The organism is Streptomyces sp. NPDC089919 (assembly GCF_040684615.1).
Classification (GTDB): domain Bacteria; phylum Actinomycetota; class Actinomycetes; order Streptomycetales; family Streptomycetaceae; genus Streptomyces.
This window is the reverse complement of the sequence record NZ_JBFBGK010000067.1, coordinates 22,605-47,272: the sequence shown is the minus strand read 5'-3', so window position 1 is coordinate 47,272 and position 24,668 is coordinate 22,605. Positions and strand designations below refer to the sequence as shown.

Annotated in this window: 11 protein-coding genes and 3 tRNA genes; 7 read left to right on the top strand and 7 right to left on the bottom strand. The window is 69.4% G+C overall.

What is annotated here, in order from left to right:
- Positions 1-221 precede the first annotated feature (221 nt).
- The gene (locus tag AB0O40_RS24605) at positions 222-1,568 is read right to left on the bottom strand and encodes an MFS transporter (RefSeq protein ID WP_365045600.1); all 1,347 of its coding nucleotides are present in this window, start codon (positions 1,566-1,568) and stop codon (positions 222-224) included.
- Between the two features lie 305 nt (positions 1,569-1,873).
- Between AB0O40_RS24605 and AB0O40_RS24600 the strand changes: the two genes are divergently transcribed.
- The 3 genes from AB0O40_RS24600 to serS all read left to right on the top strand — a co-directional run bounded on the left by AB0O40_RS24600 (position 1,874) and on the right by serS (position 6,447).
- Positions 1,874-2,995, top strand: coding sequence for a glutamate--cysteine ligase (locus tag AB0O40_RS24600; RefSeq protein WP_365045594.1), 1,122 nt, complete (start codon positions 1,874-1,876; stop codon positions 2,993-2,995).
- 292 nt (positions 2,996-3,287) lie between these two features.
- Positions 3,288-5,000 (top strand): methionine--tRNA ligase, encoded by a 1,713-nt coding sequence (gene metG / locus AB0O40_RS24595; protein WP_365045592.1) that lies wholly within the window; start codon positions 3,288-3,290, stop codon positions 4,998-5,000.
- Between the two features lie 154 nt (positions 5,001-5,154).
- Entirely contained in the window at positions 5,155-6,447 is a 1,293-nt protein-coding gene (gene serS / locus AB0O40_RS24590; protein ID WP_365045589.1) for a serine--tRNA ligase, read from the top strand.
- Here serS and AB0O40_RS24585 read toward each other — a convergent pair.
- From AB0O40_RS24585 to AB0O40_RS24575, 3 genes are all read right to left on the bottom strand, one after another.
- On the bottom strand, positions 6,444-7,055 hold the full coding sequence (locus tag AB0O40_RS24585) for a dihydrofolate reductase family protein (RefSeq protein ID WP_365045586.1): 612 nt from the start codon (positions 7,053-7,055) through the stop codon (positions 6,444-6,446). The genes serS and AB0O40_RS24585 overlap by 4 nt on opposite strands.
- Positions 7,056-7,581: 526 nt before the next feature.
- The gene (locus AB0O40_RS24580) at positions 7,582-9,120 is read right to left on the bottom strand and encodes a VCBS repeat-containing protein (RefSeq protein WP_365045584.1); all 1,539 of its coding nucleotides are present in this window, start codon (positions 9,118-9,120) and stop codon (positions 7,582-7,584) included.
- 266 nt (positions 9,121-9,386) lie between these two features.
- Complete coding sequence (locus tag AB0O40_RS24575; RefSeq protein ID WP_365045582.1) at positions 9,387-12,743, bottom strand: VCBS repeat-containing protein; 3,357 nt, start codon at positions 12,741-12,743, stop codon at positions 9,387-9,389.
- A gap of 453 nt (positions 12,744-13,196) precedes the next feature.
- Here AB0O40_RS24575 and AB0O40_RS24570 point away from each other — a divergent pair, with 453 nt between their 5' ends.
- The gene (locus AB0O40_RS24570) at positions 13,197-19,916 is read left to right on the top strand and encodes a polymorphic toxin-type HINT domain-containing protein (protein ID WP_365045579.1); all 6,720 of its coding nucleotides are present in this window, start codon (positions 13,197-13,199) and stop codon (positions 19,914-19,916) included.
- A gap of 13 nt (positions 19,917-19,929) precedes the next feature.
- The gene (locus AB0O40_RS24565; RefSeq protein WP_365045577.1) at positions 19,930-20,193 is read left to right on the top strand and encodes a hypothetical protein; all 264 of its coding nucleotides are present in this window, start codon (positions 19,930-19,932) and stop codon (positions 20,191-20,193) included.
- A 2,069-nt stretch (positions 20,194-22,262) separates the two neighbouring features.
- Here AB0O40_RS24565 and AB0O40_RS24560 read toward each other — a convergent pair.
- The 3 genes from AB0O40_RS24560 to AB0O40_RS24550 form a co-directional block, all read right to left on the bottom strand.
- Positions 22,263-22,339 (bottom strand) — tRNA-Ile (locus AB0O40_RS24560).
- Positions 22,340-22,524: 185 nt separating this feature from the next.
- Positions 22,525-22,600 (bottom strand) — tRNA-Asn (locus tag AB0O40_RS24555).
- A 5-nt stretch (positions 22,601-22,605) separates the two neighbouring features.
- A tRNA-Asn gene (locus AB0O40_RS24550) sits at positions 22,606-22,678 on the bottom strand.
- Between the two features lie 203 nt (positions 22,679-22,881).
- Between AB0O40_RS24550 and AB0O40_RS24545 the strand changes: the two genes are divergently transcribed.
- A complete protein-coding gene (locus AB0O40_RS24545) occupies positions 22,882-23,157 on the top strand; it encodes a YtxH domain-containing protein (protein ID WP_365045575.1) in 276 nt (91 codons plus the stop codon).
- Between the two features lie 30 nt (positions 23,158-23,187).
- Complete coding sequence (locus AB0O40_RS24540; protein ID WP_365045572.1) at positions 23,188-24,639, top strand: FGGY family carbohydrate kinase; 1,452 nt, start codon at positions 23,188-23,190, stop codon at positions 24,637-24,639.
- The last annotated feature ends 29 nt before the right edge of the window (positions 24,640-24,668 follow it).

Here is a 24,668-nt window from a genome sequence, read left to right as displayed (position 1 = left end):
GCGGCAGGCCCACCCCTGGGACTTCGCGGCTTCGCCGTGGCCCTCCGGGCCATCCCAGGCCCGGGCCTGCCTCCGGACCAGCCTGCCACACCCCCTCAAGGGGCTCCCCCACACACCACGGACGACCGGGTGGGCGTACAGCGTGGGCGGGCCGTAGGGGCCGGGTCCCCGGTGGGGCCGGGCCACGGGCCGGGCTTGGCCGGGCCGGGCCACGGGCCGGGTCAGGCTCGGGAGTCGTAGGTGGCGAAGCTGCGGCGGCGGAGGCCCAGCACGGCCACGGCGACGACGCACGCGATGCCACCACCGGTGATGGCCACGCCAGGAGACGTCAGGTCGGCCACCGTCCCGGCCAGGAAGTCCCCCAACCGCGGCCCACCGGCCACCACCACGATGAAGACCCCCTGCAACCGCCCCCGCATGTCGTCCGGCGTGTCCGCCTGCAGCATCGTGGTGCGGAAGACCATCGACACCGTGTCCGCGCACCCGGCCACCGCCAGGAAGAACAGCCCCAGCCACAGGTTCCGGGTCAGGCCGAAGACGGCCACGGCCGCCCCCCAGCACCCCACGGACAGCAGGATCGCCAGCCCGTGCCGGTGGATCCGGCCCAGCCAGCCGGAGAAGAGGCCGCCGAGCAGCGCCCCGATCGCCGGCGCCGCCACCAGCAGGCCGACCGTCTTCGCGTCGCCGCCGAACCAGATCACCGCCACGGCCGGGAACAGCGCCCGCGGGTGCGCCAGCACCATCGCGCACATGTCGGTGAAGAAGGTCATGCGCAGGTTCGGCCGGGTGGCCAGGAAGCGCAGCCCGTCCGCGACCGAGGCCCGGCCGCGCGGGCCGGTGCCGGACTCCGCCTCCGGCCGCATCGCCGGCAGCCGCCACATCGCGTACAGCGCGGCGAGGAAGGTCACGCAGTCGACCAGGTACGCGGACTGGTAGCCCCACAGGCCCACGATGAATCCGCCCGCCATCGGGCCGAACATCATCCCGGAGGTGGTGGTCACCGAGGTCAGCGCGTTGGCCGCGGGCAGCTGCTCGGGCGGCAGCAGCTTGGGGATCATCGCGGTGCGGGCGGGCGAGTTGAGCGCCCCGCACATCGCCTGCAGGGCGACGATCGCGTAGAGGAACCACACGTGGTGGAAGCCGGCGATCGCGGCCCCGGCCAGCGCCACCGACAGCAGGGCCGAGCCGACGGAGCTGTACAGCCCGAGCTTGCGCCGGTCGACGGTGTCCGCGATGGCGCCGCCGTACAGCCCGAAGACCACCAGCGGGACGAGCGCGAAGACGCCGACCAGGCCGACCGCGAAGCTGGAGGCGGTGATGTCGTAGACCTGGAGGGAGACCGCCAGCGCGGTCATGGACTGGCCGAGCCAGGAGACCGTGCTGCCGATCCACAGCCGCCGGTAGTCGGCGGAGGTCCGCAGCGGCGTGAGGTCCGCGAGGATGCGCCGCTTCACCGGCGCGGGGGCGGGGGCGGGGTCGCCGGCCGGATCCGGGGCCGGGTCGTCCGCCCCCTCCGGTATCGGGGGACGGCTCGATTCCGCCCGTTCGGGCTGCTGCTCGGAGGTCATTCCAGTCACACGGGATGGTAAACCGCCTGCGTCTCGTGCCGCGCTGGAGTTCCACCCGTCCCGCCCGGCCTCGTCCGGCACCCCGTACGCCCCCGCCCGGGGCCGCCCGGAGCCTCCGCAAGGGGCACCGGCCCGCCACCCGTGCTCCCGCGTTCACCGTCGATTGACCGAATAGACGTTCGCTGCGCCCCCGTCGGTCGGCTCATCATGAAAGCGACTCGTATGTCCAGGGAGGCGTAGTGATCGAACCTGGCAAGAGCACAGCGCGTACGTGGTCCCCGGTCCCGGGCCCGGCCCGGACCCCGGTGGATGACGGCCCGGACCTCGCCCCGGTGCCCCCGCTCACCCTCGGAGTCGAGGAGGAGTTCCTTCTGGTCGACCCGCACACCTGGCAGGTCGTCCCGCTCGCCCCGCAAGTCCTGTCGGCGGTCGGCACCGGCCGGCTGGTGCACTCGGAGGGCACCCGCTACCAGGTGGAGATCGCCACCTCGGTCGCCGACACCGCGGACCGGCTGCGCGAGGAGCTGTCGGCCCTGCGGCGGGTGCTGGCCAAGGCGGCCCGGGCCCACGGCTGCCGGCTGCTGGCCAGCCCCTCACCGGTCCTGCCGGTGCGCACCCCACCGCACCTGAACGACGACGAACCGCGCCAGCGCGAGCAGTTCCAGCGGTTCGGCGCCCTCACCGACAACCTCGTCGGCTGCGGGCGGCACATCCACATCGGCACCCTCGACACCGACACGGCCGTCGAGGTGGCCAACCGGGTCCGGCCCTGGCTGCCCACGCTGATCGCGCTGGGCGCCAACTCGCCGTTCTGGGGCGGCCGGGACACCGGCCACGCCAGCTGGCGGGCGATGGCCTGGGCCACCTGGCCCTCGGCGGGCCTGCCCCCGCACTTCACCTCCACCGCCCACTACCGGACCTCGGTGGACCTGCTGATCAGCTCGGGGGCCGCGCTCGACACCAAGATGGTCTACTGGGACCTCCGCCCCTCCGGGACCTGGCCGACGCTCGAGATCCGGGCCCCCGACATGTCCCCCGAGCTGGACGTGGCGGTCCTCCACGCGGCACTCGGGCGCGCGCTGGTCGCGGTGTCCCTGCGGGACATCCGGGCCGGCGAACCGGCGCCCCCGGTGGGCGAGGACGTCCTGCGGCTGGCCCGCTGGCGGGCCGCGCACGACGGCCTCGAGGGGTACGGGCTGGACCCCTTCACCGGTACGGAGCTCCCGGCGGCGGCCCTCGCCGAGGGGCTGCTGGACCTGCTGGCCCCCGAACTGGCCGCGGCCGGCGACCTGGAGCACGCGTCGGCGACCCTGGCCACGCTCCTGCGCGAGGGCTCGGGCGCCCACCGGCAGCGCGCCGTCTTCGCCCGCCGGGGCAACCTCTCGGACGTCCTGCACCACCTCGCGGACGCGACCGAGGCGGACTGACCGGCCGGCCCCCGCCCGCCCCCGCGCCGGGCGGGGGCCGGTCCCCGCCCCGCGGACCGCCGCCCCGCGCGGCCCGCCCGCGGCCCCCGCCGGTCCGAGGGGCAAAACGGCTCGCCGGGCGTGTGCCCGGGTTCGATACGATGACGGCGGCCTGCACCCCGGCCCGTCACCGCCCACCGGCGCGTGCCGGTCCCGGCCGGACCCACCGCGGTCGGTCCGCCGCAGGCCTCCCGACTTGGGCCCGCCGCGGCATCCCCGCCGGCGCCGTACGTACGAAATGGAGCATCCAAGGATGGCTCGACACCTGGTCACCAGCGCGCTTCCCTACATCAACGGGATCAAGCACCTGGGCAACATGGTCGGGTCGATGCTTCCGGCGGACGTGTACGCCCGGTACCTCCGCCAGACCGGTCACGACGTCCTCTACATCTGCGCGACCGACGAGCACGGCACCCCCGCCGAGCTCGCGGCCAAGGAGGCCGGCCTGTCGGTGGCCGAGTTCTGCGGCCAGGCGCACGACGCCCAGAAGGCGATCTACGACGGCTTCGCGCTGTCCTTCGACCACTTCGGCCGCAGCTCCTCGCAGCAGAACCGCGAGATCACCCAGCACTTCGCCCGCCGCCTGCAGGAGAACGGCTTCATCGAGGAGCGGGCGATCCGCCAGGTCTACTCCCCGGTCGACGGCCGCTTCCTGCCGGACCGCTACGTCGAGGGCACCTGCCCGCACTGCGGCTACGACAAGGCCCGCGGCGACCAGTGCGAGAACTGCACCCGGGTGCTCGACCCCACGGACCTGATCGACCCGCGCAGCGCGATCTCCGGCTCCACGGAGCTGGAGGTGCGCGAGACCAAGCACCTCTTCCTCCTCCAGTCGAAGCTCCAGCACGAGGTCGAGGCCTGGGTCTCGGAGCACGAGGAGGAGTGGCCGCAGCTCGCGTCCTCCATCGCCCGCAAGTGGCTGACCGAGGGGCTGCACGACCGCGCCATCACCCGCGACCTCGACTGGGGCGTCCCGGTCCCGGCCGACACCTGGCCCGAGCTCGCCGCCGAGGGCAAGGTCTTCTACGTCTGGTTCGACGCCCCGATCGAGTACATCGCGTCCACCAAGGAGTGGGCGGACGCCGACCCGGAGAACCGCGACTACAAGTCGTGGTGGTACGAGGCCGAGGACGTCCGCTACACCCAGTTCATGGCCAAGGACAACGTCCCGTTCCACACGGTGATGTTCCCCGCCACCGAGCTCGGCGTACGCGAGCCGTGGAAGATGGTCGACTACGTCAAGGCCTTCAACTGGCTGACGTACTACGGCGGCAAGTTCTCCACCTCGCAGAAGCGCGGCGTCTTCACCGACCAGGCGCTGGAGATCCTGCCGGCCGACTTCTGGCGGTACTTCCTGATCGCCAACGCCCCGGAGTCCGACGACTCGTCCTTCACCTGGGAGCACTTCGCCGCCACGGTCAACAAGGACCTCGGCGGCACCCTCGGCAACTTCGTCAACCGCGTGCTGACCTTCTCCCGCAAGAAGTTCGGCGACGAGGTCCCGGCGGGCAGCCCGGCCGGCGAGGCCGAGGCCAAGCTGGGCGAGCAGATCGCCGGACTGCTGGCCGAGTACGAGGGCCACATGGACACCCTCCAGTACCGCAAGGCGGCCGCCGCGCTGCGCGCCCTGTGGTCGGCCGGAAACGCCTACCTCGACGAGAAGGCCCCCTGGCTGGAGGTCAAGACCGACCTGGACGGCGCGGCGCTGACCCTGCGCACCGCCATGAACCTCATCCACCTCTACTCGGTGGTCTCCGAGCCGTTCATCCCGGCCTCGGCGCGCACCATGCGCTCCGCGTTCGCCCTGGAGGGCGACACCGCGACCTGGGTGACCCCGGAGCAGGCCAAGGCCCTGGACACGGTGCCGGCCGGTACCCCGTTCACCGTCCCGCCGGTGCTCTTCGCGAAGATCGCGGAGGAGGACCTGGAGGCCTACCGGACCCGGTTCGGCGGTTCGGACGCCTGAGCCGTCCCCTGATCGTCGTGAGGACCCCGTCCGGCTGCCTGCCGGGCGGGGTCCCCGCCTTCGCGGGGCCGGGGGGCGGACCGCCGGGTGCCCGCCCGGTTGCTACCGTCGGGGTCTGCTGAAACCGCCTGACCCACGGCCCGAAGGATCCCTCATGCATGACGCCCGCGCCCTGCTCGACATGGGTGCCGAAGCTGTCCGCCGGCTCGCCCGCCGCGGCTACGACCTGGACCTGGCCCGGCTGGAGGACCTCCAGTCCCGGCGCAACCAGGGGATCCGTACCGCCGACGAACTGCGGGCCGAGGCCAAGCGGGTGGCGAGCGAGGTGCAGCAGACCGCCCGGGCGGGCGGGGACATCTCCGGCCTCAAGGACCGCGCGCGCGAGCTCAAGGACCAGATCCGCGACGTCGAGGCGGCCGGCGAGCAGGCCCAGGAGGAGCTGCGCGAGTTGCTGCTGACCATCCCGAACCTGCCGGACGACGCGGCGCCGGACGGCGACTCGGACGCGGACGCGGTCGAGGTCCGCAAGGTCGGCACCCCGCCGGTCTTCGACTTCGAGCCCAAGGACCACGTCGACCTCGGCGAGGCCACCGGGCTGCTCGACTTCGCCCGGGCCACCAAGCTCTCCGGTCCCCGCTTCGCCGTCACCCGCGGTGCGGGCGCCGCGCTGGAGCGGGCGCTGGCCACCCTCTTCCTCGACCTGCACACCCGCCGGCACGGCTACGTCGAGCACTCGGTGCCGTTCCTGGTCACCCGCAAGACGATGACGGGCACCGGGCAGCTGCCGAAGTTCGAGGAGGACCTGTTCAAGACCGGGGTCGCCGAGCGGGAGCTGTTCCTGATCCCGACGGCCGAGGTGCCGCTGACCAACCTCTACGCCGACGAGATCATCCCGGCGGCCGAGCTGCCGGTGGCGATGACCGCGCACACCCCGTGCTTCCGCTCCGAGGCCGGCTCGTACGGCCGGGACACCCGGGGCCTGATCCGCCAGCACCAGTTCGCCAAGGTCGAGATCGTCAAGATCGTCGACCCGGAGACCGCCGACGCCGAGCTGGAGACGATGGTCGGCCACGCCGAGGCCTGCCTCCAGGAGCTGGGCCTGGCCTACCGCGTGGTGCGGCTGGCCGCCGGTGACACGGGCTTCTCGGCCCAGCTCACGTACGACATCGAGGTGTGGCTGCCGAGCCAGCAGACCTACCGCGAGATCTCCTCGGTCTCGAACTTCGGCAGCTTCCAGGCCCGCCGGGCGGGCATCCGCACCCGCGGCGAGGACGGCAAGCCGAAGCCGGCCGCCACGCTGAACGGCTCGGGCCTGCCGATCGGCCGCACCCTGGCGGCCCTCCTGGAGCAGTGCCAGCAGGCGGACGGCTCGATCCTGCTGCCCGAGTCCCTGGCCCCGTACCTCGGCTTCCGCCGCATCTCCGCGAAGGGCCTCCCGGAGGCCTAGTCCTCCTGGGACAGGTGGGTGCGGGCCTCTTCGTACCCGGCCGCGGCGGGCGCCGCGGCCGGGGCGTAGAAGAGGTTCAGCACCCCCGACGGGAAGGTCTCGGCCGAGCGCAGTTCCAGCGGGACGGCGGTGCCGGTCTCCTCGAAGAGCCGCATCCCCCTGCCCACGGCGATGGGGTGCACGAAGAGGTTCAGCTCGTCCAGCAGCCCGGCGGCGATGAGCTGCCGCACCACGGACACCGACCCGCTGATCCAGACGTCCCCGCCCGGCTCCTCCTTGAGCCGGGCGGCGCCCTCGACCAGGTCCCCGGCCAGCTGCTCGCTGCCCCGCCACTCGAAGGTCAGCGGGCTCCGGGACACCACGATCTTGCGCGCGTCCCCCAGCCGCTTGGCGAACGGCGCGTCCGCCTCCCCGGCCGCCTCCCGCCCGGGCCAGGCCCCGGCGAAGCTGTCGTACGTCCTCCGCCCGAGCAGCAGCGTGTCCGCCCGCCCCAGCGTCGCCTCGACCGCACTGCCCATCGCGTCGTCGAAATACGGGAAGTGCCACTGGTCCGGCGCCTCCACGACCCCGTCCACCGCCGCGAACAACTGCGCCCTGATCCGCCTCACACCCACTCCAACCGCCGCACCGGGCCAACACCCCCAGTAGACCGCCCCCGGACCCACCCCACCCCCGAGACGCGCGAACGGCCCATCGCCGGACCGGCCGAGCGGTCCCCGGAAACGCCGAAGCCGCAGGTGAGATCGTTTCTTCACCTGCGGCTTGCAGTGGGGCGGGTGGGACTCGAACCCACGGCCGACGGATTATGAGTCCTCTCGGGATCTTGGCGGCCCTTGCGCATTCGCGCCTATGCGTGACGTTTTCGCAGGTCAGACAGTACGTGATGCGCCTGTTCGCTCCGGCTTTTGCCAGCCTCTTCCTGCCCTTGCGTCCCCTTGGCGTCCCCGCACGGTCCTCTGGCGTGGCCCCACGCTTTCCGATCTCGCATAGACCACGGTCAGGGACAGGGCTGCAACTTTCGAGCAACGGAATCCGCTTCCAATCCGGAGAGGCTCCCCCCTCGCTTCGAGGGGGGAGCCTCATGGCCTGCTCAACCTCACGTCTCTTGTCCAGGATCTCGGCTCGGACGCCCGCTCAAGCGAGGTTGTTGTAGCCCTGCCAGCCGCTGCCGGCCTTCGTCCGCGTCATGAACGGGTTCTTGGCCTGGCCCGTTCCCTTGTACAGCCAGAGGACGCCGGACTTGTCCCGGGCTACGAGGTCGGCCTTGCCGTTGTCGGTGACGTCGCCGACGACGGACAGGGCGTTGTAGCCCTGCCAGGCCCCGCCGACCTTCGTCCTTGCGGCGAACGGCGCCGAGGCCTTGCCGGTGCCCTTGTAGAGCCACAGCACACCGGTCTCATCCCGGGCGAGGAGGTCCGCCTTGCCGTCGCCGGTCAGGTCAGCCGATCCGGTGAGCGTGTTGTACGTCCCCCAGCCCGCACCGACCTTGGTACGGGTGGTGAAGGGGGCGGTGGCCCTGCCGGTGCCCTTGTAGAGCCACAGCACACCGGCCTTGTCCCGCGCCAGCAGGTCCGACTTCCCGTCGCCGTCGAGGTCTGCTGCGCCGGTGATCGTGGTGTAGGTGTTCCAGCCGGTGCCGATCCTCGTGCGGGCCTTGTACGGCTTCTCGAAGTCGAACTGGCGCTGGTAGTACCAGAGGCTTCCGCCGGCATCTCGTGCGACCAGGTCGCCGTGCCCGCGCTCGGCACCGGCCGGCACCGGGCTGCCGTAGAAGTAGAGGTTCTCGCTGACCGGTTCGAGCTTGGTGATCTGGTCGTAGACGCCCCAGCCGCCACCGATGGTCTGGGTGTACCTGAAGGGCTTGGCCGGGCTTCCCTTACCCCAGACCCGCTTCAAGGTGCCGGAAGCGTCGCGCGCGACGATTTCGTGTCGCAGGTGCCGTTCGCCGGATCCCGCGGTGAAGGTGGCCGCGCGGTCGAGGGAGCTGCCGTAGGGAGCGGAGTCGTAGATGTCGTGTCCGACATGGGTCTCGAGCTTCCAGGCGGGCAGGCCGGCGGGCGTGGTCACCGTGTACTCGATGGTGTGGTCACCAGGGCCGACCGTGCAGGCGAGGTTGTTCGTCATCTCCATGATGTGGTGGGTGTCGATGGTGCACGAGGCGCCCGAAGTGGCCTTCAGGTCCTTGACGAGCACCTCGTCCCGACGCCATTCGGGTTGTCCGTCGGCGGTCGTGTACCACGTGTAGACCTTGCCCGGGTCCGTGACGTGGATGCGCAGCCGGTGCCGGACGGTGCGTCCGGCAGGAACCTTGGGGGTGTCGAAGGTGACGGTGTTGCGCGCGGCTGCGGTGGCCTTCGTGACGACCTTGAGCGCCCCATGCCCGTGAGCGGCGTCGGTGGGCGACGCGTCGGCCGTCACCACGTCCTTGATCGCTGCCTTGACGTCGCCGCCGGGCCGCACGAAGACGAACCCGAAGTGGGCTTCGGCGTCCGCCGCCTTCTCGTCCACGTGGAAGGTGAGGCGGCTGTACTGGGAGTAGGGGATGCTGTGCTCGCAGGTGTAGATCCCCGAGCGGCCGGGGACGGGCTCGCACTCCGTGGGGTTCAGGTGCAGCGAGGCCGGCAGAGCGCGGACCGTTCCGGTCAGGGGCTTCCCGGAGACAGCGACGACCATGGTGCCCCTGGGCCTGAAGCTACCGGCCGTCTGGACGGGATCGGCCTCCCAGAAGCCTCCCGGAGCGACGACGACGTCCAAGGCCGTGAAGGCCCACGGCTCTTCTGCGGCCGAGGCGGATCCGATGGCCGTGTGGGCGGACACGAATGTGGCGGCGGTAGTGGCAATGACTGCCGTACGCCGGAGCATGCTGTGCAAGAGGACTCCTGCCCGGATGCCCCCCGCTCCTGGGAGCGGGGGGCATCCGGTTGAAGGGACGAAGGGTGTCAGAAGATTCCGGTGATGGTGGTGGTCCACGAGCCGGTACCGACCAACCGGGGGGAGCGGTGTGTGGTCTCGCCGCCCGGGTAGAACAGCAGGCAGCCGGTCGGGCAAGTGGTGCTGGCCGCCGTGCCGTCGTCCTTCACGTAGGGCACCACGAGGTCGGGATCGGCGGCGGTGGTGGCCCACAGGTCACCGGCGCTCTCGCCGGCGGTGGGTACGAACTGCTTGAAGTACGTGGTGACGCCGTCGAGCGACACGGACTTCGTCTTGACCGACCCCTGTACGTTGCCTGCGGAGGTCAGCAGTGGCCGGTTCGCCTTGTGCCAGCCGCCGGTGCCGTAGATGACGCGGTTGTCGAAGTCGAGGCCGTACGCACCGGAGCTGCTCTTCTGGCCGTGGAACAGGATGAGCTGATGCGAGTCGTCGTCCCGAGCGAGGATGTCGCCCAGACCATCCCCATCCTGGTCACCGGTACCGAGGATCGTGCGGTTCAACCATGCGGTGCCGCTGCCGATCACGTTGTCTTCTTTGACGTCGAAGTCGAACGGAGTCGCCTGGTTTGCGCCGCCGTCCGCTGCGGTCTTGCCGGAGTAGAGGATGACCTTGGCGTCCGTGCAGCCGGTGTCGACACACTGGACGGTGACGAGGTCGTTGCCGTTCGTGTAGTCGCTGGAGGTGCGCTTGTCGAGGTCACCCGGGAGGATCATCTGCCGGACGCTCTTCCAGCCACCCGCATTCGCGCTACTGGATGGCGGAGCGAGCAGTCGGCGGGTCAGGTACATCGGCTCCCCGCGTCCGTTGCTCCCGTACATGTACGCATTGCCGTCGCTCAGGCGGGCGAGGACGTCCTCGTAGCCGTCGGGCGCAGAGGTAGAGCTGGCGAAGTTGGCAAAGTCACCGCCGTGCGCGATGAGCGCGCTGCCCCAGCCGCTGGTGCCCACGAAGACGGAGGCGTCGACCTTGCCGGTGCCGTCGCCGCTGTAGAGGCGTAGGCGCCCCAGCGTGTCGGTGGCCAGCATGTCCGCGTGCCCGTCGCCGTCGAGGTCGCCGAGACGGTCGTGCGGGTAGACACCGGGAGTGTTCGGCGTGATGCCCGGCTCGTAGATGTAGTCGGGCGGACTGGTCCGCAGCGTCGTGGTGTCCTCGTCGCCGTCCGTCGGCGAGTGGTTGCCCGCCTGGTCGTAGGCGAGTACGTAAAGCGTGCTGCTCGGCTTACCGGTGGGGACGACGTCGATGTAGGCGGTGTAGCCGCTGGAGCCGACCGGGACCCAGTTGCCGTTGGAGCAGCGGGTGCTGGAGACGGAGAGCGGGCGGTCCATGGCCCAGCAGAAGCCGGCGAGGTCGCCCGCGGGGTTGTGGAGCTTGAGGCGGACGGTGGTGCGCGCCTTGAAGCGGGCAGCGGCCGGGATGGGGTCGCCGTCCTCGGTCCACACATCGACGTTGTTCTTGGGGCCGATGCGGTCGACGGTGAAGGAGCAGTCGGCCGTGTAGGCGCTGGCGGGGCCTTCGCCGTCGGTGGCGCGGACCTTCCACTTGTACGTGCCGCTGGTGAGGTTCTTGGCCAGGACGGTCGCGGTGGCGGTCTGTCCGCTGGCTACCTTGGTGGCGTAGCTGACCGGGACGGAGGCGCCGCTGGAGTTGGTGACGACGAACTCGGGGGTGACGGTGCCGCCGTCCTTGTCGCGGAGCCTGGCGGTCAGGGCGAGGCCGCTGTTGCCGATGGTGGCGCCGCAGGCGACGGGCTTGTTGCCGTCGCCGCCGGGGGTCCAGGTGCCTTCGAAGGCGTCGGCGTCGAGGACCTCGGGCTTGAAGTTGTAGGTGATTTCCAGGTTCGGGTTGTTCTGGAACCGCTTGAAGCTGTTGACGTTGCCCCGGTACGAGTCCGGGGTGCGCAGGCCGAGGACGAGCGGGTCCCAGCCCTCGTCGGCGGCTTGCTGGACGTAGTTGGTCAGGGCCGTGGACTTGTAGTCGTGGCCCTCCACGCCCGGGCAGTAGATGGGGTTGCCGTGCGCGTACGAGGCCGAGTCGAGCTTGGATCCCCAGTACTTGTCCTGGGTGCTCCAGGTCGGTACCGGGGAGAGCTTCTTGGAGCTCCACAGCTCGGTGGGGCCGGCCGCTGAAGCGTCACATCCCCAGGAGTGGGTTTCAGCGACCGCGAAGGTGACGCTCGTGATGGTGGCCCCGTACAGGCCGGAGGTGTCCATGGCGAAGAACGAGCTGGTGTTGCCGGAGCCGTTGTAGCCGACCCGCGGCTCGTCGGCGGGGTTGTCGGACTTCCAGCCGATGCCGTTGGGGTAGTCGTCGTTCGGCGTGGCCGAGTAGATGACCGCCCATCCGTCGGTGCCACCGCCCGAGAAGACCGGGTCGATGACCAGCGGGAACTGGTCCGCCGTGGCCATGAGGTCGGCGTCGGGGGTGAGGGTGAGCGTGGAGCCGGTGACGTCCGTGGCGACGGGGGCGCTCTCGGGCTGTCCGGTGGGCGCCGCGTCGGCAGCCGGTGACAGGACCACCTTCGTGGTGGTGTAGCTCGCCGTCTTCGCCGTCGTCGTCTTCGACTGGGCGGCCGTCTTGGCGGCGCCATCGCGCTGCGCTGCCTCCGGGGTCGCGGCGGGCTGCTCCCACATCTTGGGCTGCGGCGCCTTGAAGAGAACGTTGCCCTGGTCGTCCTTGGCGAGAAGGACATCGCCGGCGGTGTCGTCGAGCGTCACGCCGTGGGACTCGATGCCCAGCTTGATGTTCTTCAGCGCCGGGTTGGCGGCGGCCTGCGGTGTCTTGACGAGCAGGTGCTGGGCGAAGCCGTCGACGTCAGCGGTCAGGGTGAGGTCGACATCGGGCAGGACCGACTTATAGAGCGCGGTGTTCCCCTCCACCACCGGCTCCGGGAGGGCGGTCGGCCACTTCAGGGAGAGGCTCTTCCCGTTGTCCTTCATCGTGACGAGAGGCGTCGTGCCACCCGTCGAGAAGGTGATGTCGAAGGTCGTGGCCTTGGGCCCGAGCGAGCCGTCCTCGCGCCGTTCGACCGTCGGGTCGGTCTTGCGCCAGGTCAGGTCGGAGCGCGTCCAGACAGGCCGGGTGTACTGGCGCCGCGTCATGGAGCCGTCGGGGTTGGCGAAGGTCTCGACGCTCTCCTCCCGGCGGTCGACGATCTCGATGCGGTGGCCTGTCTTGGCCGCGAGGCCGAACGCTTCCGCTTCGGAGGCCGAGGCGATCTGGCCGTCTGCTTCGGCTGCCGGCTCGGTGGTCGGGGCCGCCGCGACTGCGGGGGCGAGGGCGGTGAGGGCAGCAGCGGGGAACGCCAGGGCAAGGAGGATCGCCAGGGGGCGTCTGGAGCGGCTGCCGCGCGAGGTGGTCTGACTCATACGCGGTGCTCTCTCGATACGTGGAGTGGTGTAGCGGTAGGCACAGTACGCAAATTAGTTGCCGATTACGAGGCGCATACTTCCAGATGCAAACAATCTCCGGAAAGTCCGATTCACCCCGCAAATCCCATAGTTGATCATTCGCGGATATTCGGACATGACATCATTTCAGCCACACAAACTCGCAGGTCAGAGCGTTACCAAACTGACGCTTGCCCGTAAACGGGCAAACAGGTTGGATGCGGAAGTTAGTTATCCGTTGCTTATCTGGGGTGGGGCATGCAAACCGTCCGTCCGTCTTTCCGAGAGCGATCCAGGGAACGGGGGTGGGGCGGCAGGAGAAGTCGCAGACTCCGAAGTTCCGTCGTCGGCGTCACCGCGACAGCCCTGACTGTCTCGCTCCTGTCCGCACCTGCCTGGGCAGCGGCACCGGCAGCGTTCAAGCTGCGCGCCGTGGAGAAGGTGAAGTCCGTCGACGGGCACGACCTCGTCCTCCCGCACTCGAAGTCCGCGCCGGCCGCGCGCGAGGTGTGGAAGCCCACTGCCGTGCGCTGGCCGGCCGCGGCGAGCCGTGACGTCGACCTCGCCGCTCCCGCCGCAGCAGGACGGACGGCGCGTCTGGCCGAAGCCTTCACCAGCGCAGCCGGGACGCCCGTCAAGGTGGCCGCGGCGCCCGGTGCGAAGGGCGGCGCGACGAGCGCACCGGCCAAGGTGCGCGTCTCCGTCGCCGACCGCACCGCCACGGCCAAGGCCGGAGTTAAGGGCGTTCTGCTCTCCGTGCAGCGCACCGACGGCTCGGCCGCGCCGGGTAAGGCCCGCGTCGAGCTGGACTACAAGGCCTTCCGCGACGCCTACGGCGGCGGCTGGTCCTCCCGGCTGCGCCTGGTGAGCCTTCCCGCGTGTGCCCTGACCACGCCGAACAAGCCCGAGTGCCTCCAGCGGACCCCGCTCGACACCCGCAACAACGGCAAGGCCGGCACCCTGACGGCCACCGTGCCGCTCCCGATGAGCGGGCCCACCACGGGCAAGGCCGGCTCCTCCCCTTTCGTCGCGCAGAGCGCAGGCATCGCGCTCCTGTCCGCCGAGGCGGGCTCGAGCGGGGACGACGGCTCCTTCAAGGCCACCTCCCTCTCGCCGAGCGGCTCGTGGTCGGCGGGCGGGAACTCGGGCGGCTTCGGCTGGAACATCCCGATCGGCGTACCGTCGGCCCCGGGCGGCCTGGCCCCGAAGATCAACCTCTCGTACAGCTCCTCCTCCATCGACGGCCGCACCGCGTCGACGAACAACCAGTCCTCGTGGATCGGTGAGGGCTGGGACTACTCACCCGGCTACGTCGAGCGCACCTACGCCGCCTGTGAGAACGACAAGCAGGGCGGCGCGAACAACACGGAGAAGGTCGGCGACCTCTGCTGGAAGTCGGAGAACGCCACCCTGTCGCTGAACGGCTCCAGCAACGAGCTGGTCTGGGACGCGGGCAAGAAGGTCTGGAAGCTCTCCGGCGACGACGGCTCCCGCGTCGAGCGCCTGTACGACGCGACCGACAACGGTTCCGGCGACGACGACTTCGAGTACTGGAAGGTCACCACGACCGACGGCACCCAGTACTTCTTCGGCAAGAACCGTCTGCCCGGCTGGACCGATGGCAAGCGGGAAACGAAGTCTGTCAACACCGTCCCCGTCTTCGGCAACCACACCGGCGAGCCCGGGCATGCCAGCGACTTCGCCTCCTCGGCCGAGCAGCAGGGCTGGCGCTGGAACCTCGACTACGTCGTGGACCCGCACGGCAACGCGATGGCCTACTACTACACGAAGTACATCGGCTACTACGCGAAGAACAACAAGACCGACAGCCCTTCGGCCTACACCCGTGACGGCGTCCTGACCCAGATCGACTACGGCCTGCGGGCCGGCAAGGTCTACGACACCGCGAACCCGGCCGGCCGGGTGACCTTCGGCCTCTCCGACCGCTGCGAGGCCGAGACCTGCACCCTGGACGAGGCACACAAGGACGACTGGGCCCCGGACGTCCCCGTCGACCTGCTGTGCACCAGCGGCACCAAATGCTGGCAATCCGCTCCGACCTACTGGTCCACCAAGCGCCTGAAGTCCATCAACACCTACGCCTTGGTCGGCACCACGCTCACCACCGTCGACTCCTGGAATCTGGCCCAGTCGTGGCCGACCACGGGTGACACCGGGCGGCGGGCCCTGTGGTTCGAGTCCATTCAGCGCACCGGCAAGTCCGGCGGCCTGGGCGACCTGACGCTGCCGGCGACAACCTTCGACGGCACCCTGATGCCCAACCGGGTCGATGCCGCCGACGGCAAGCCACCGCTGAACAAGCGTCGCATCACCAAGATCACCAACGAGACCGGCGGCCAGACCCTGGTCACCTACAGCCCGACCGAGTGCACCACCTCGACCCTGCCCGCCGCGGACAAGAACACCAAGCGGTGCTACCCCTCGTGGTGGACGCGTGACGGCGCCGTGGACCCGGAGAAAGACTGGTTCCACAAGTACGTCGTCACCCAGGTGACCGAGGACGACACCACCGGTGGCACCGGCTCCCCGTCCAAGACCACCAAGTACACCTACGCCACGCCGAACTGGCGCAAGGACGACGGCGAATTCACCCTCGACAAGCACCGGACCTACAACCAGTGGCAGGGCTACACCGCGGTCAACACCTACGTCGGCACCACCAACCAGACCAAGACCGGCACCACCTACTACACCGGCATGGGCGGTGACGACTTCGGCGTGACGGACCGGCCCGACTTCGCCGGCCGCACCGCGCAGACCCGCACCTACGAAGGCGCCTCCGGCCCGTACGTCACCAAGACGACCAACATCCCCTGGGTATCCGGCGAGACCGCCACCCAGCCGGTCAAGGGCATCACCGACCCCGACCAGCCCAGCAAGCCGGCACCCGACCTGCCGGCCAAGACCGCCCACCTGTCGGGTACGGCAACGACCCTCAGCGACACGCTGCTGGACGACGGCAGCACCTGGCGCCGCAACACCACCACCCGCACCTACGACCCCACGTACGGGCTCCAGCTCACCGAAGGCGACGACGGTGTCGGCGGCACGACCGAAGCCCAGTGCACCAAAACGTCCTACGTCACACCGGACACGACCAACTGGCTGATCAACTACGCCGCCAAGAAGGTCACCACCAGCCATTCCCCCTGCTCGGATACCTCTCCGAACGCCGAGGTCACCGGAGCCGCGCGCAGCTACTTCGACGGCCAGGCGTACGGAGTAGCCCCCAAACCCGGCCTCGCGAACGCCACCAAGGCGGAAGAGGCCGCCGGGCTGGACTCGGGCGGCCTGCTGGACTGGCAGACCACGGCGCAGTCGACGTACGACCAGTACGGCCGTGCCTTGACGTCGACCGGTGAAGACGGCGAAGCCACCACCACTGACTACACTCCCGAAACCGGTGCCCAGCCCACCTCCATCAAGGTCACCGACCCCAAGGGCAACACCGCCACCACCACGTTCGACGGTCTGCGGGGCCTCACCCTCAAGACCACCGACGCGAACGGCCGGAGCACCAACTCCGCGTACGACTCGCTCGGCCGCCTGACAAAGGGCTGGGCCAAGGGCCGGGCCACGACAGCAGACCCGAACGTCAGTTTCACCTACAAGATGTCGTCCACGGCGCAGTCCGCGGTGACGACGAAGAGCCTCTACGAGGACGGCACGACCGGCACCTCCGTCACCCTGTACGACTCCCTGCTGCGCCAGCGGCAGACCCAGTCAGACTCCATCGGAGTCGCCGGCCGCATCGTCAGCGATACCTTCTACGACGACCACGGCCGGGTAGCGCGCACCAACGCGCCCTACTACAACAGCGACGCGGTCTCGACGACACCGTTCGTCGTCACCGACAACCAGGTCCCCAGCGCCAGCACCACCGACTACGACAACCGCGGCCGCGCCACGATCAGCACCCTGCTGTCGCTGAACGTCGCCAAGTGGTCGACCAAGAACACCTACGGCACCGACTGGTCAGCCGTCCTGCCTCCCGACGGCAGCCCGGCGACCCTCTCGGTCACCGACCCCCGCGGCCGGGTGGTCGAGCGGCGCCAGTACAAGGACCGCAACCCCCTGATCGGGGCCGCGTCCAGCAAGTACGAGAAGCACACCTACCAGTACGACACCGCCGGCCGCCTGGCCAAGGTCAGCGACAACTCCGGCCGCAACGCTTGGAGCTACACCTACGACCTGCGCGGGCGTCAACTCACCGCCAACGACCCCGACAAGGGTCTGGCCACCACCCACTTCGGGTCGGACGGTCGCGTCGACACGGTGAAGGACGCCGAGGGCAACACCCTCGCGACCACCTACGACGAACTCGGCCGTAAGACCAGCCTGCGCAAGGGGTCGGTCACCGGTACCAAGCTCGCCCAGTGGACCTACGACACCGTCACCGGCGGCAAGGGCCTGCCGGCCACCTCCACCCGCTACGACGGCACCGCCGCCTACACCACCTCCGTGGTCGGCTACGACGTCGGCGGCCGGGCCACCGGCGCCAAGCTCACCGTCCCCACGGTGACGGGCGAGGAGGAGCTTGCCGGCACCTACACGGTCGCCACGACCGCCACGGACGTCAACGGCCTGCCGGAGACGGTCAAGTACTCGACCGGCAACTCGGACGCGGCCGCCGCCCTGCCCGCGGAGACCGTCACCAACAACTACGGCGCCCAGGACCAGCTGGCCCTGGTCGACGGCAACCTCTCGCAGGTCTACCTGCGCGGTGCCAAGTACACCCCGTTCGGCGAGCTGGCCCAGGCCGAGCTCGGCAACCTCGGCAAGCGCGTCACCCAGTCCCTCACCTACGAGGCCGCTACCCGCCGGGTGGCGACCACGAGCGTCGACCGCGAGGCCACGGCACCCGCCACCTTGTCCGACATCCGCTACACCTACGACGACTCGGGCAACGTCACCCGGATCCGGGACCTCCAGAACGACGCGTCGGTCGAGGACGACCAGTGCTACGACTACGACTGGGCAGCCCGGCTGACCGACGCCTGGACCACCGCGGGCACCTGCACCACCAAGCCCACCACCGGCGCCGGCACCGACGTCCTGGGCACCGTCGACCCGTACTGGACCAGCTGGACCTTCACCGACACCGGCCAGCGCGCCACGGAGACCCAGCACAAGGCCGGCCCGATCACTGCTGACACCAAGCGGACGTACGCCTACCCGACAGCCGCTGGCGCGGCCCAGGCTCACGGCGTGCGCAGTGTGACCGCCACCGGCGGGACCAACGGCACGGACACCTACTCCTACGACAAGACCGGCAACCTCGAGACCAAGAACCCGGCGGTCGGCGCCACCCAGACGCTGACGTGGAACGAGGAGGGCAAGCTCGCCACCTCCACCCTGTCCGGGTCCACCACGTCGTTCCTCTACGACGCGGAAGGCACCCGCCTCCTCAAGCGCGAACCCGCCAAGACCACCCTCTATCTGCCGGGCGGCCAGGAACTCATCCTGACCAAGTCCAGCAACGCCCTCGCCGGCAACCGGTACTACAGCGTGCCCGGCGGCTCCGCGATCCGCTCCAGCGACGGCTACGTCCGCTTCCTGATCGCCGACCACCACGGCACCAACACTCTGTCCGTCACCGCGGCCAACCTCGCCGTCAACCGCCGCAAGCAGCTCCCCTACGGCGGCGAACGCGGCGCCGCGCCGGCCTTCTGGCCCGGCCAGAAGGGATTCGTCGGCGGCGACATCGACGCCACCACGGGCCTCACCCACATCGGCGCCCGCGAGTACGACACCAAGCTGGGCCAGTTCATCAGCGTCGACCCGATCCTGACCCTGGACCAGCCCCAGTCCCTCAACGGCTACGCCTACGCCAACAACAGCCCCGTCACCGGCTCCGACCCCACGGGCCTGCAGCAGATGTGCGGCGAAGGCGGCGCCGCCTGCTACCCGGACGACTGGAACGAGGACGGCACCGACAACAGGGACGGCGACCGCAGCACCAGCGGCAACGACGAATGCGGCCACGACCCCGAATGCCAGACTGGCTGGCACAGCAACCCCGCACCCACCGGCACCAACGGAAACGGCAACAGCGGCAAGGGGAAGGCAAAGGCCCCGGAACCGCCCCCGTGCTCACCGAGCGGCTACCCCGCCTACTGCAACCCGAAGCTCTCATCCGAGCCGCAGGTACCAACCGCAGCCGAAATCCCTGACCTGCCATGCCCGGAGGGCGATTCGGCATGGGTATGCGGCCTCCGCAACAGCATGTACAAAGCCGGCGTCATGACCGGTATGACCGGCGGGTCATACGGCGTGATCGGCATGGTCGGCGGCGCCCGCGGCATGGTCGGCGGCGCCCGCGGCGTGGCCCGCGGGTCTGTCCAGGAAGGCGGCGGCAATTGCTTCCTGGCCGGAACTCTCGTACTCATGGCCGATGGCACGTCCAAGGCCATTGAGGATATTGAAGTAGGCGACAAGGTCTACGCGAGTGACCCGGAGTCCGGGGATTCTGGACCCCGAGAGGTGACTCAACTCATACGATCAGAGGGCGAGCGGCAACTCAACCGTCTCTCTATCGAGACTCCCAACGGCACGAAGTCTCTGACTGCGACGCGCGAGCATCCCTTCTGGTCGCCTTCTGAGGGCAGGTGGGTCAAAGCAGGCGAACTGCGCCCCGGCATGACCCTCCGGACGGCCACAGGTAAGACTGTCACCGTCACAGGGAACTCCCGATATACAGATCGAGTAAAAACATATAACTTCACCGTCAGGGATCTGCACACGTATTATGTGATGGCAGGGTCCGCGTCGATCCTGGTGCATAACAAGTGCGACGATCCTGTCAATATCTACAGGACCCCCAAGACGATCGACAGAGAATTCGAACTAAAGCAAGGGCCGAATCCAGCCATGCAGGACGCCGCCAGCAACGGGAAGATTTATTTCGGCGAGAGGAGCGTCGCCGCCGAATATCAAGGGCGAGGACCTTACGCACCGGGAATGATACGATACGAGATGCACCCCTCCTTCTTGAGCACGTTCGGGGAAACCGCCAAAAGATATGACTGGCAGGGCCCTGGAGGGGCCCCCCGAATAGAGTTCGAAATCCCGTTCGACCGACTCGATGAATTTAATTCACTGACAATAAACCGTGAGTGGCTGCAAAAATAGGGAGACTGGGGGCGTGAAATCTATCCTTCATTGCGAGTTTGACGTGACCGTCACGGCAATTCGACCTTGGGGCTTGGAAGTCGAACTCCAGGATGGGACGCCAGGATTCGTCGACAACACAAAGAATCCTTTTTGGGGCACAAGCGATCAATCCATAATCACCGGAGCGGTGCTCCGGGCTGCCGTGATTGACGATACGCGCACCCCTGTCCGGCTGAGCGCGATCGCGGCCGACTTGGATATTGCTCGCGCGAAGAGATCAGCGGAGCACAACTGACTCGCCTAAACCTGGGAGGTTCTACGGGGAATTCCTTCCCCGTAGAACCTCTTTCTCGTCTTCCCGCCTCGTTAGGCTGGCGAGCCCGACACAGCGTCGGTTGTCGAGGTGCCCGCGAACAGCGTCGGCATCCGAAGTCTCTTCCGCAGCGGCTCCTCGGGCCGATCGCTCTGCTGCCCGGCAGGCGCTTGGCGGGGATCCAGCGTAGGTCTGTGAGAGGACTTCTCGAGCCAAGGCGGTCACAGTACCTCTGCCTCCAGGAAATCGATCGTGAGATGGAGGGTGAAGCGTGTTGTGGCACCGGCTACCGCACAGCAGTCATATCGACCACGGCGCTACATCGGCATGGGCGTCGAGGCCATCCGCCGGAACCCCGGCGAGAAGGGTTCAACATTCTCCCACGACGCTGCGCCGTCGAGCGGCCTTGATCGATCAGGGGCGTCGGCGGACATAACAATGTTCGTGTCAGCGATACCGAGATATGGTGATACAGCAGGAAGCCGCCGATCGGTAATCCTGAACGTCCACCCGGGCGTGTCCGAAAAACCCACAGCTCGAGGCGAGCAACCCAGATGCTTCACGTGTCCGAGTCCGCAGAAACGTGTAAGTGAGCTGCTCGCCTCGTCCCCCAGCAGTCTCCTCTCCAGCAAGGCCTGAAACGGCAGCGCCCCAAACATCTCTATCAGGAGAAAACTCTTTCCGGAGGACGTCTTCTTAGGTGGCAGGGCACGCCGCGTCGGTGGTTGGCAGCCGGGGGTAACACGTCGGCCGGACGGACGGACACCGACGCCGTCTCGGGGCAGGCCCCCCAGCACGGCTTCCTAGTGTCTATCCGCGGCGACCAGGATGGTCGGGGCTGGCCAGCCCAGAGCATGGAGGCGTGCAAGGAGTACCTTTGCGACGTCGCCCCGCACCACAAACCCGCCCTCCCCTACACGGTCGATAGCGAGCTCGCGGACGCCGTTCCACACAAACCCGCGAGGTGTTGTCTCTCGCGCGCGAGAGGGCCGCCAGCCTCGATTGGCAGCCCGTCCGCGGTGCCGCGGTCACGGCAGCCTCGAAGAGGTCGTCGACCGGACCGATCTCGCGTTCCGTCCGTTCATGCGCACGCTGCGGGCCTTACTGCTCCATCGCACACAGGAGCAGCACAAGAGGCACAAAAAGCCTAGCCAGGCGGTTCGGATGCAGCCAGTGCCCCATCCTTCACCTGAACAACCTGCTCGTGCGCCCCTCTTGCTTAACCCTTATGCAGGTGGCCCGATGACATCTTCTCGCCCACTCGGGTAGCAGAGTTCCCAACCGACACTTTTACGAGTCCTCTGATCGCGCCGGAACGCTCATCGGTAAGTCACTTCGAACGGCCCGAGTACACGCGGTGGCTGTAGCAGTCCAGCACGCCTGGAGGCGCTGCGGGCTGTGCCGTCATAGCGACCTACGCCCCGGCACGCTTCCGTAGCCAGTCGTCTTGCCGCAGGCTGAACTCCTCAGTCGGCGTCGGGTGGATGGCGTCGAGATCGTCCGGGCGGTTCGGTTCTCCTGCCGACAGGGGCTTTTCGATCCGTGGCAGGTACCTGCGTGGCGGACCGGTGCGAGCACAGCCGGTTACGGTCCGAACAGCCCGTCATGTCTCACTCCACCGCGGAGCCGAGTTCGCGCCTGTTCAGCCTCGAGTTCACCTAGATCCAGTGGATGCAGTACGACTCACCCGCGGCGGCTCCCTGGTACAAGGCCAATTTGTCTTACGGTTCCACACCCCGAGACCTCCTGCACCCGCCAGGCCAGTGCGGCATCGCAGGCCTCAGCTGCGGCCCGACGCTCCGCTCTGCCCTCTCGGCACGACGGGCACGGTGCCCGGCAGCAGGCGGACCGCCCTCGGCCCGTAACGTCCCGAGCGGCCATATCAACCCTTAGCCGCTCGATGGCGACCAAAGGTGCCAAATGGGGCGCAAGCTCGTCCCCGCACTGTCCCCTTGAGCCCTCAACAGCCGTCTGTGAGACGCCGAGCCCACATGCTGGACGAGCAAAAAAGGCAGACATGCAGGTCAGAACGTTCCTGCATGTCTGCTTCGTGGTGGGGCGGGTGGGACTCGAACCCACGGCCGACGGATTATGAGTCCGCTGCTCTAACCGGCTGAGCTACCGCCCCTCACGGCGCGTCGCGCACATTTGTGCGCGCCGTCTGCCGCAGCATAGCCGCTCATACGATCTCCTGCTCCGGATGCCCCGCATGATCGGCTTCGCTGTCCATGGAGACCGCGCTGAGGGCTGCCCGGTTCCCGATGGCGGCCGGAGAAACGCGAAAGAGGACCCGACTGGGGGTCCTCTCTCGTCTGGCTCCCCCGGCTGGACTCGAACCAGCAACCCTCCGGTTAACAGCCGAATGCTCTGCCAATTGAGCTACAGGGGATCGCGCTCCCCCGACTGGACTCGAACCAGTAACCTGCCGGTTAACAGCCGGCTGCTCTGCCAATTGAGCTACAGGGGATTGCTGCGTTGCGACGAACAGACCCTCCTCCGGCCTTGCCGGGGGGCGGGCGTCCGCTGCGAGACATACATTAGCGCAAGCAGGGGGGTGCTCCGCCAATCGGTATCGCCCCGGGTGATCACGGCCCCCGACGGGTAGGCGGCCGGGCACCGATGCAGACGCATGCAGCGGGCATGCAGCAGCGATGCGAGAGGGTGGCAGGGATGCGTTACAAGCTCACGTTCGTCGCCGGACTGGCCCTGGGTTACGTGCTCGGCACGGCCGCCGGGCGCGAGCGCTACGAGAGGCTGAAGAAGTCGGCGAACGACCTGGCCCACAGCCCCGTCGTGCGCAACGCCGCCGAGACCGCGGCCCAGACCGGCCGCCAGTACGCCGGCAAGGCCTTCGCCGCGGTGGGCGACCACCTCCCGGACCGGATGCGGGCCATGGCCAACGGCTCGGCCGCCGGTGACGACGACTGGGGCACCAGCAACACCTGACCGCCCCGTCCGTGCGGCAGAATCGTGGGCATGGGGATAGTCGCCGGGCTGGACAGCTCTTCCGCCTTCACTCGCATCGTCGTCTGTGACACCGACACCGGTGCCGTCCTGCGGCAGGGGTACGCCGCGCACCCACAGCCGGCCGGGGAGGCGAAGCCGACCGAGACCGACCCGCAGTCCTGGCTGCTCTCCCTCGGCGAGGCCGCCGGGGGCGGGCTCCTGGAGGGCGTCCAGGCCATCGGTGTCTCCGCGCAGCAGCACGGCGTGCTCCCCCTCGACGCGAAGGGCGCGCTGGTCCGGCCGGCCCTGGTCGGCAACGACAAGCGCGCCCAGGTCGCGGCCGCCGACCTGATCGAGGAGCTGGGCGGGCGGGGCGCCTGGGCCGAGGCCGTCGGCTGCGTCCCGCAGTCCGCCCAGCCGGTGGCCAAGCTCCGCTGGCTGGCCCGCCAGGAACCCGAGGCGGCCCGCCGCACCGCCATGGTCATGCAGCCGCACGACTGGCTGGTGTGGCAGCTGCTGGGCCGCCCCGCCCGCCGCACCACCGACCGCGGCGCGGCCTCCGGCACCGGCTACTGGTCGGCCGCCCAGGGCGCCTACCGCCCCGACCTCGTCGAGCTGGCGCTCGGCCAGCGGGCGATGCTGCCCGAGGTGCTGGGTCCGGCCGAGGCCGCCGGCACCACCCCCGAGGGGCTGCTGATCTCCGCCGGCACCGGCGAGACCCAGGCCGCCGCGCTCGGCCTGGGCCTGGCCCCGGGCGACGCGGTGGTCTCGCTGGGCGCCTCCGGCTCGGTGATGGCCGTGCACCACGAGGCGCTCACCGAACCCACCGGAATGATCACCTCTTTGGCCGACGCCACCGGCATGCACCTGCCGGTGGTCAACACCTCCAACGCGGTCCGGGCCCTGCGCGGCACCGCCGAGCTGCTGGGCACCGACCTGGAGGGGCTGAGCGCGCTGGCGTTGAAGTCCACCCCGGGCGCCCACGGGCTGGTGCTGCTGCCGTACCTGGAGGGCGAGCGGACCCCGGCGCTGCCGCACACCGCGGGCACCCTCTCGGGCCTGCGCCGGGACTCGATGAAGCCCGAGCACCTGGCCCGGGCCGCCTTCGAGGGGATGCTCTGCGGACTGGTGGACGCCTTGGACGTGCTGCGCGGCCGCGGGGTGGAGATCCGGCGGATCTTCCTGCTGGGCGCGGCGGCCGAGCTGCCGGCCGTGCAGGCGGCGGCGCCATCCCTCTTCGGCACCCAGGTCGTGGTCCCGCAGCCGGCGGACTACGCGGCGCTGGGCGCGGCCCGCCAGGCGGCCTGGGCGCTCGGCGTCCAGCAGGGGAGCCTCGCCCCGCACACCCCGCCGGCCTGGCAGGGGGCGGTGGCCCAGGTGTTCGAGCCGGGCGACGACCTGGCCGCCGGCCAGGCGGTGCGCCAGCAGTACGCCGCCACCCGCGAGCAGATCCACCCCGGGGCCTTCGAGCCGGGGGCCTGACGGCGGCGGGGACCGGGGAGGCGTACGCC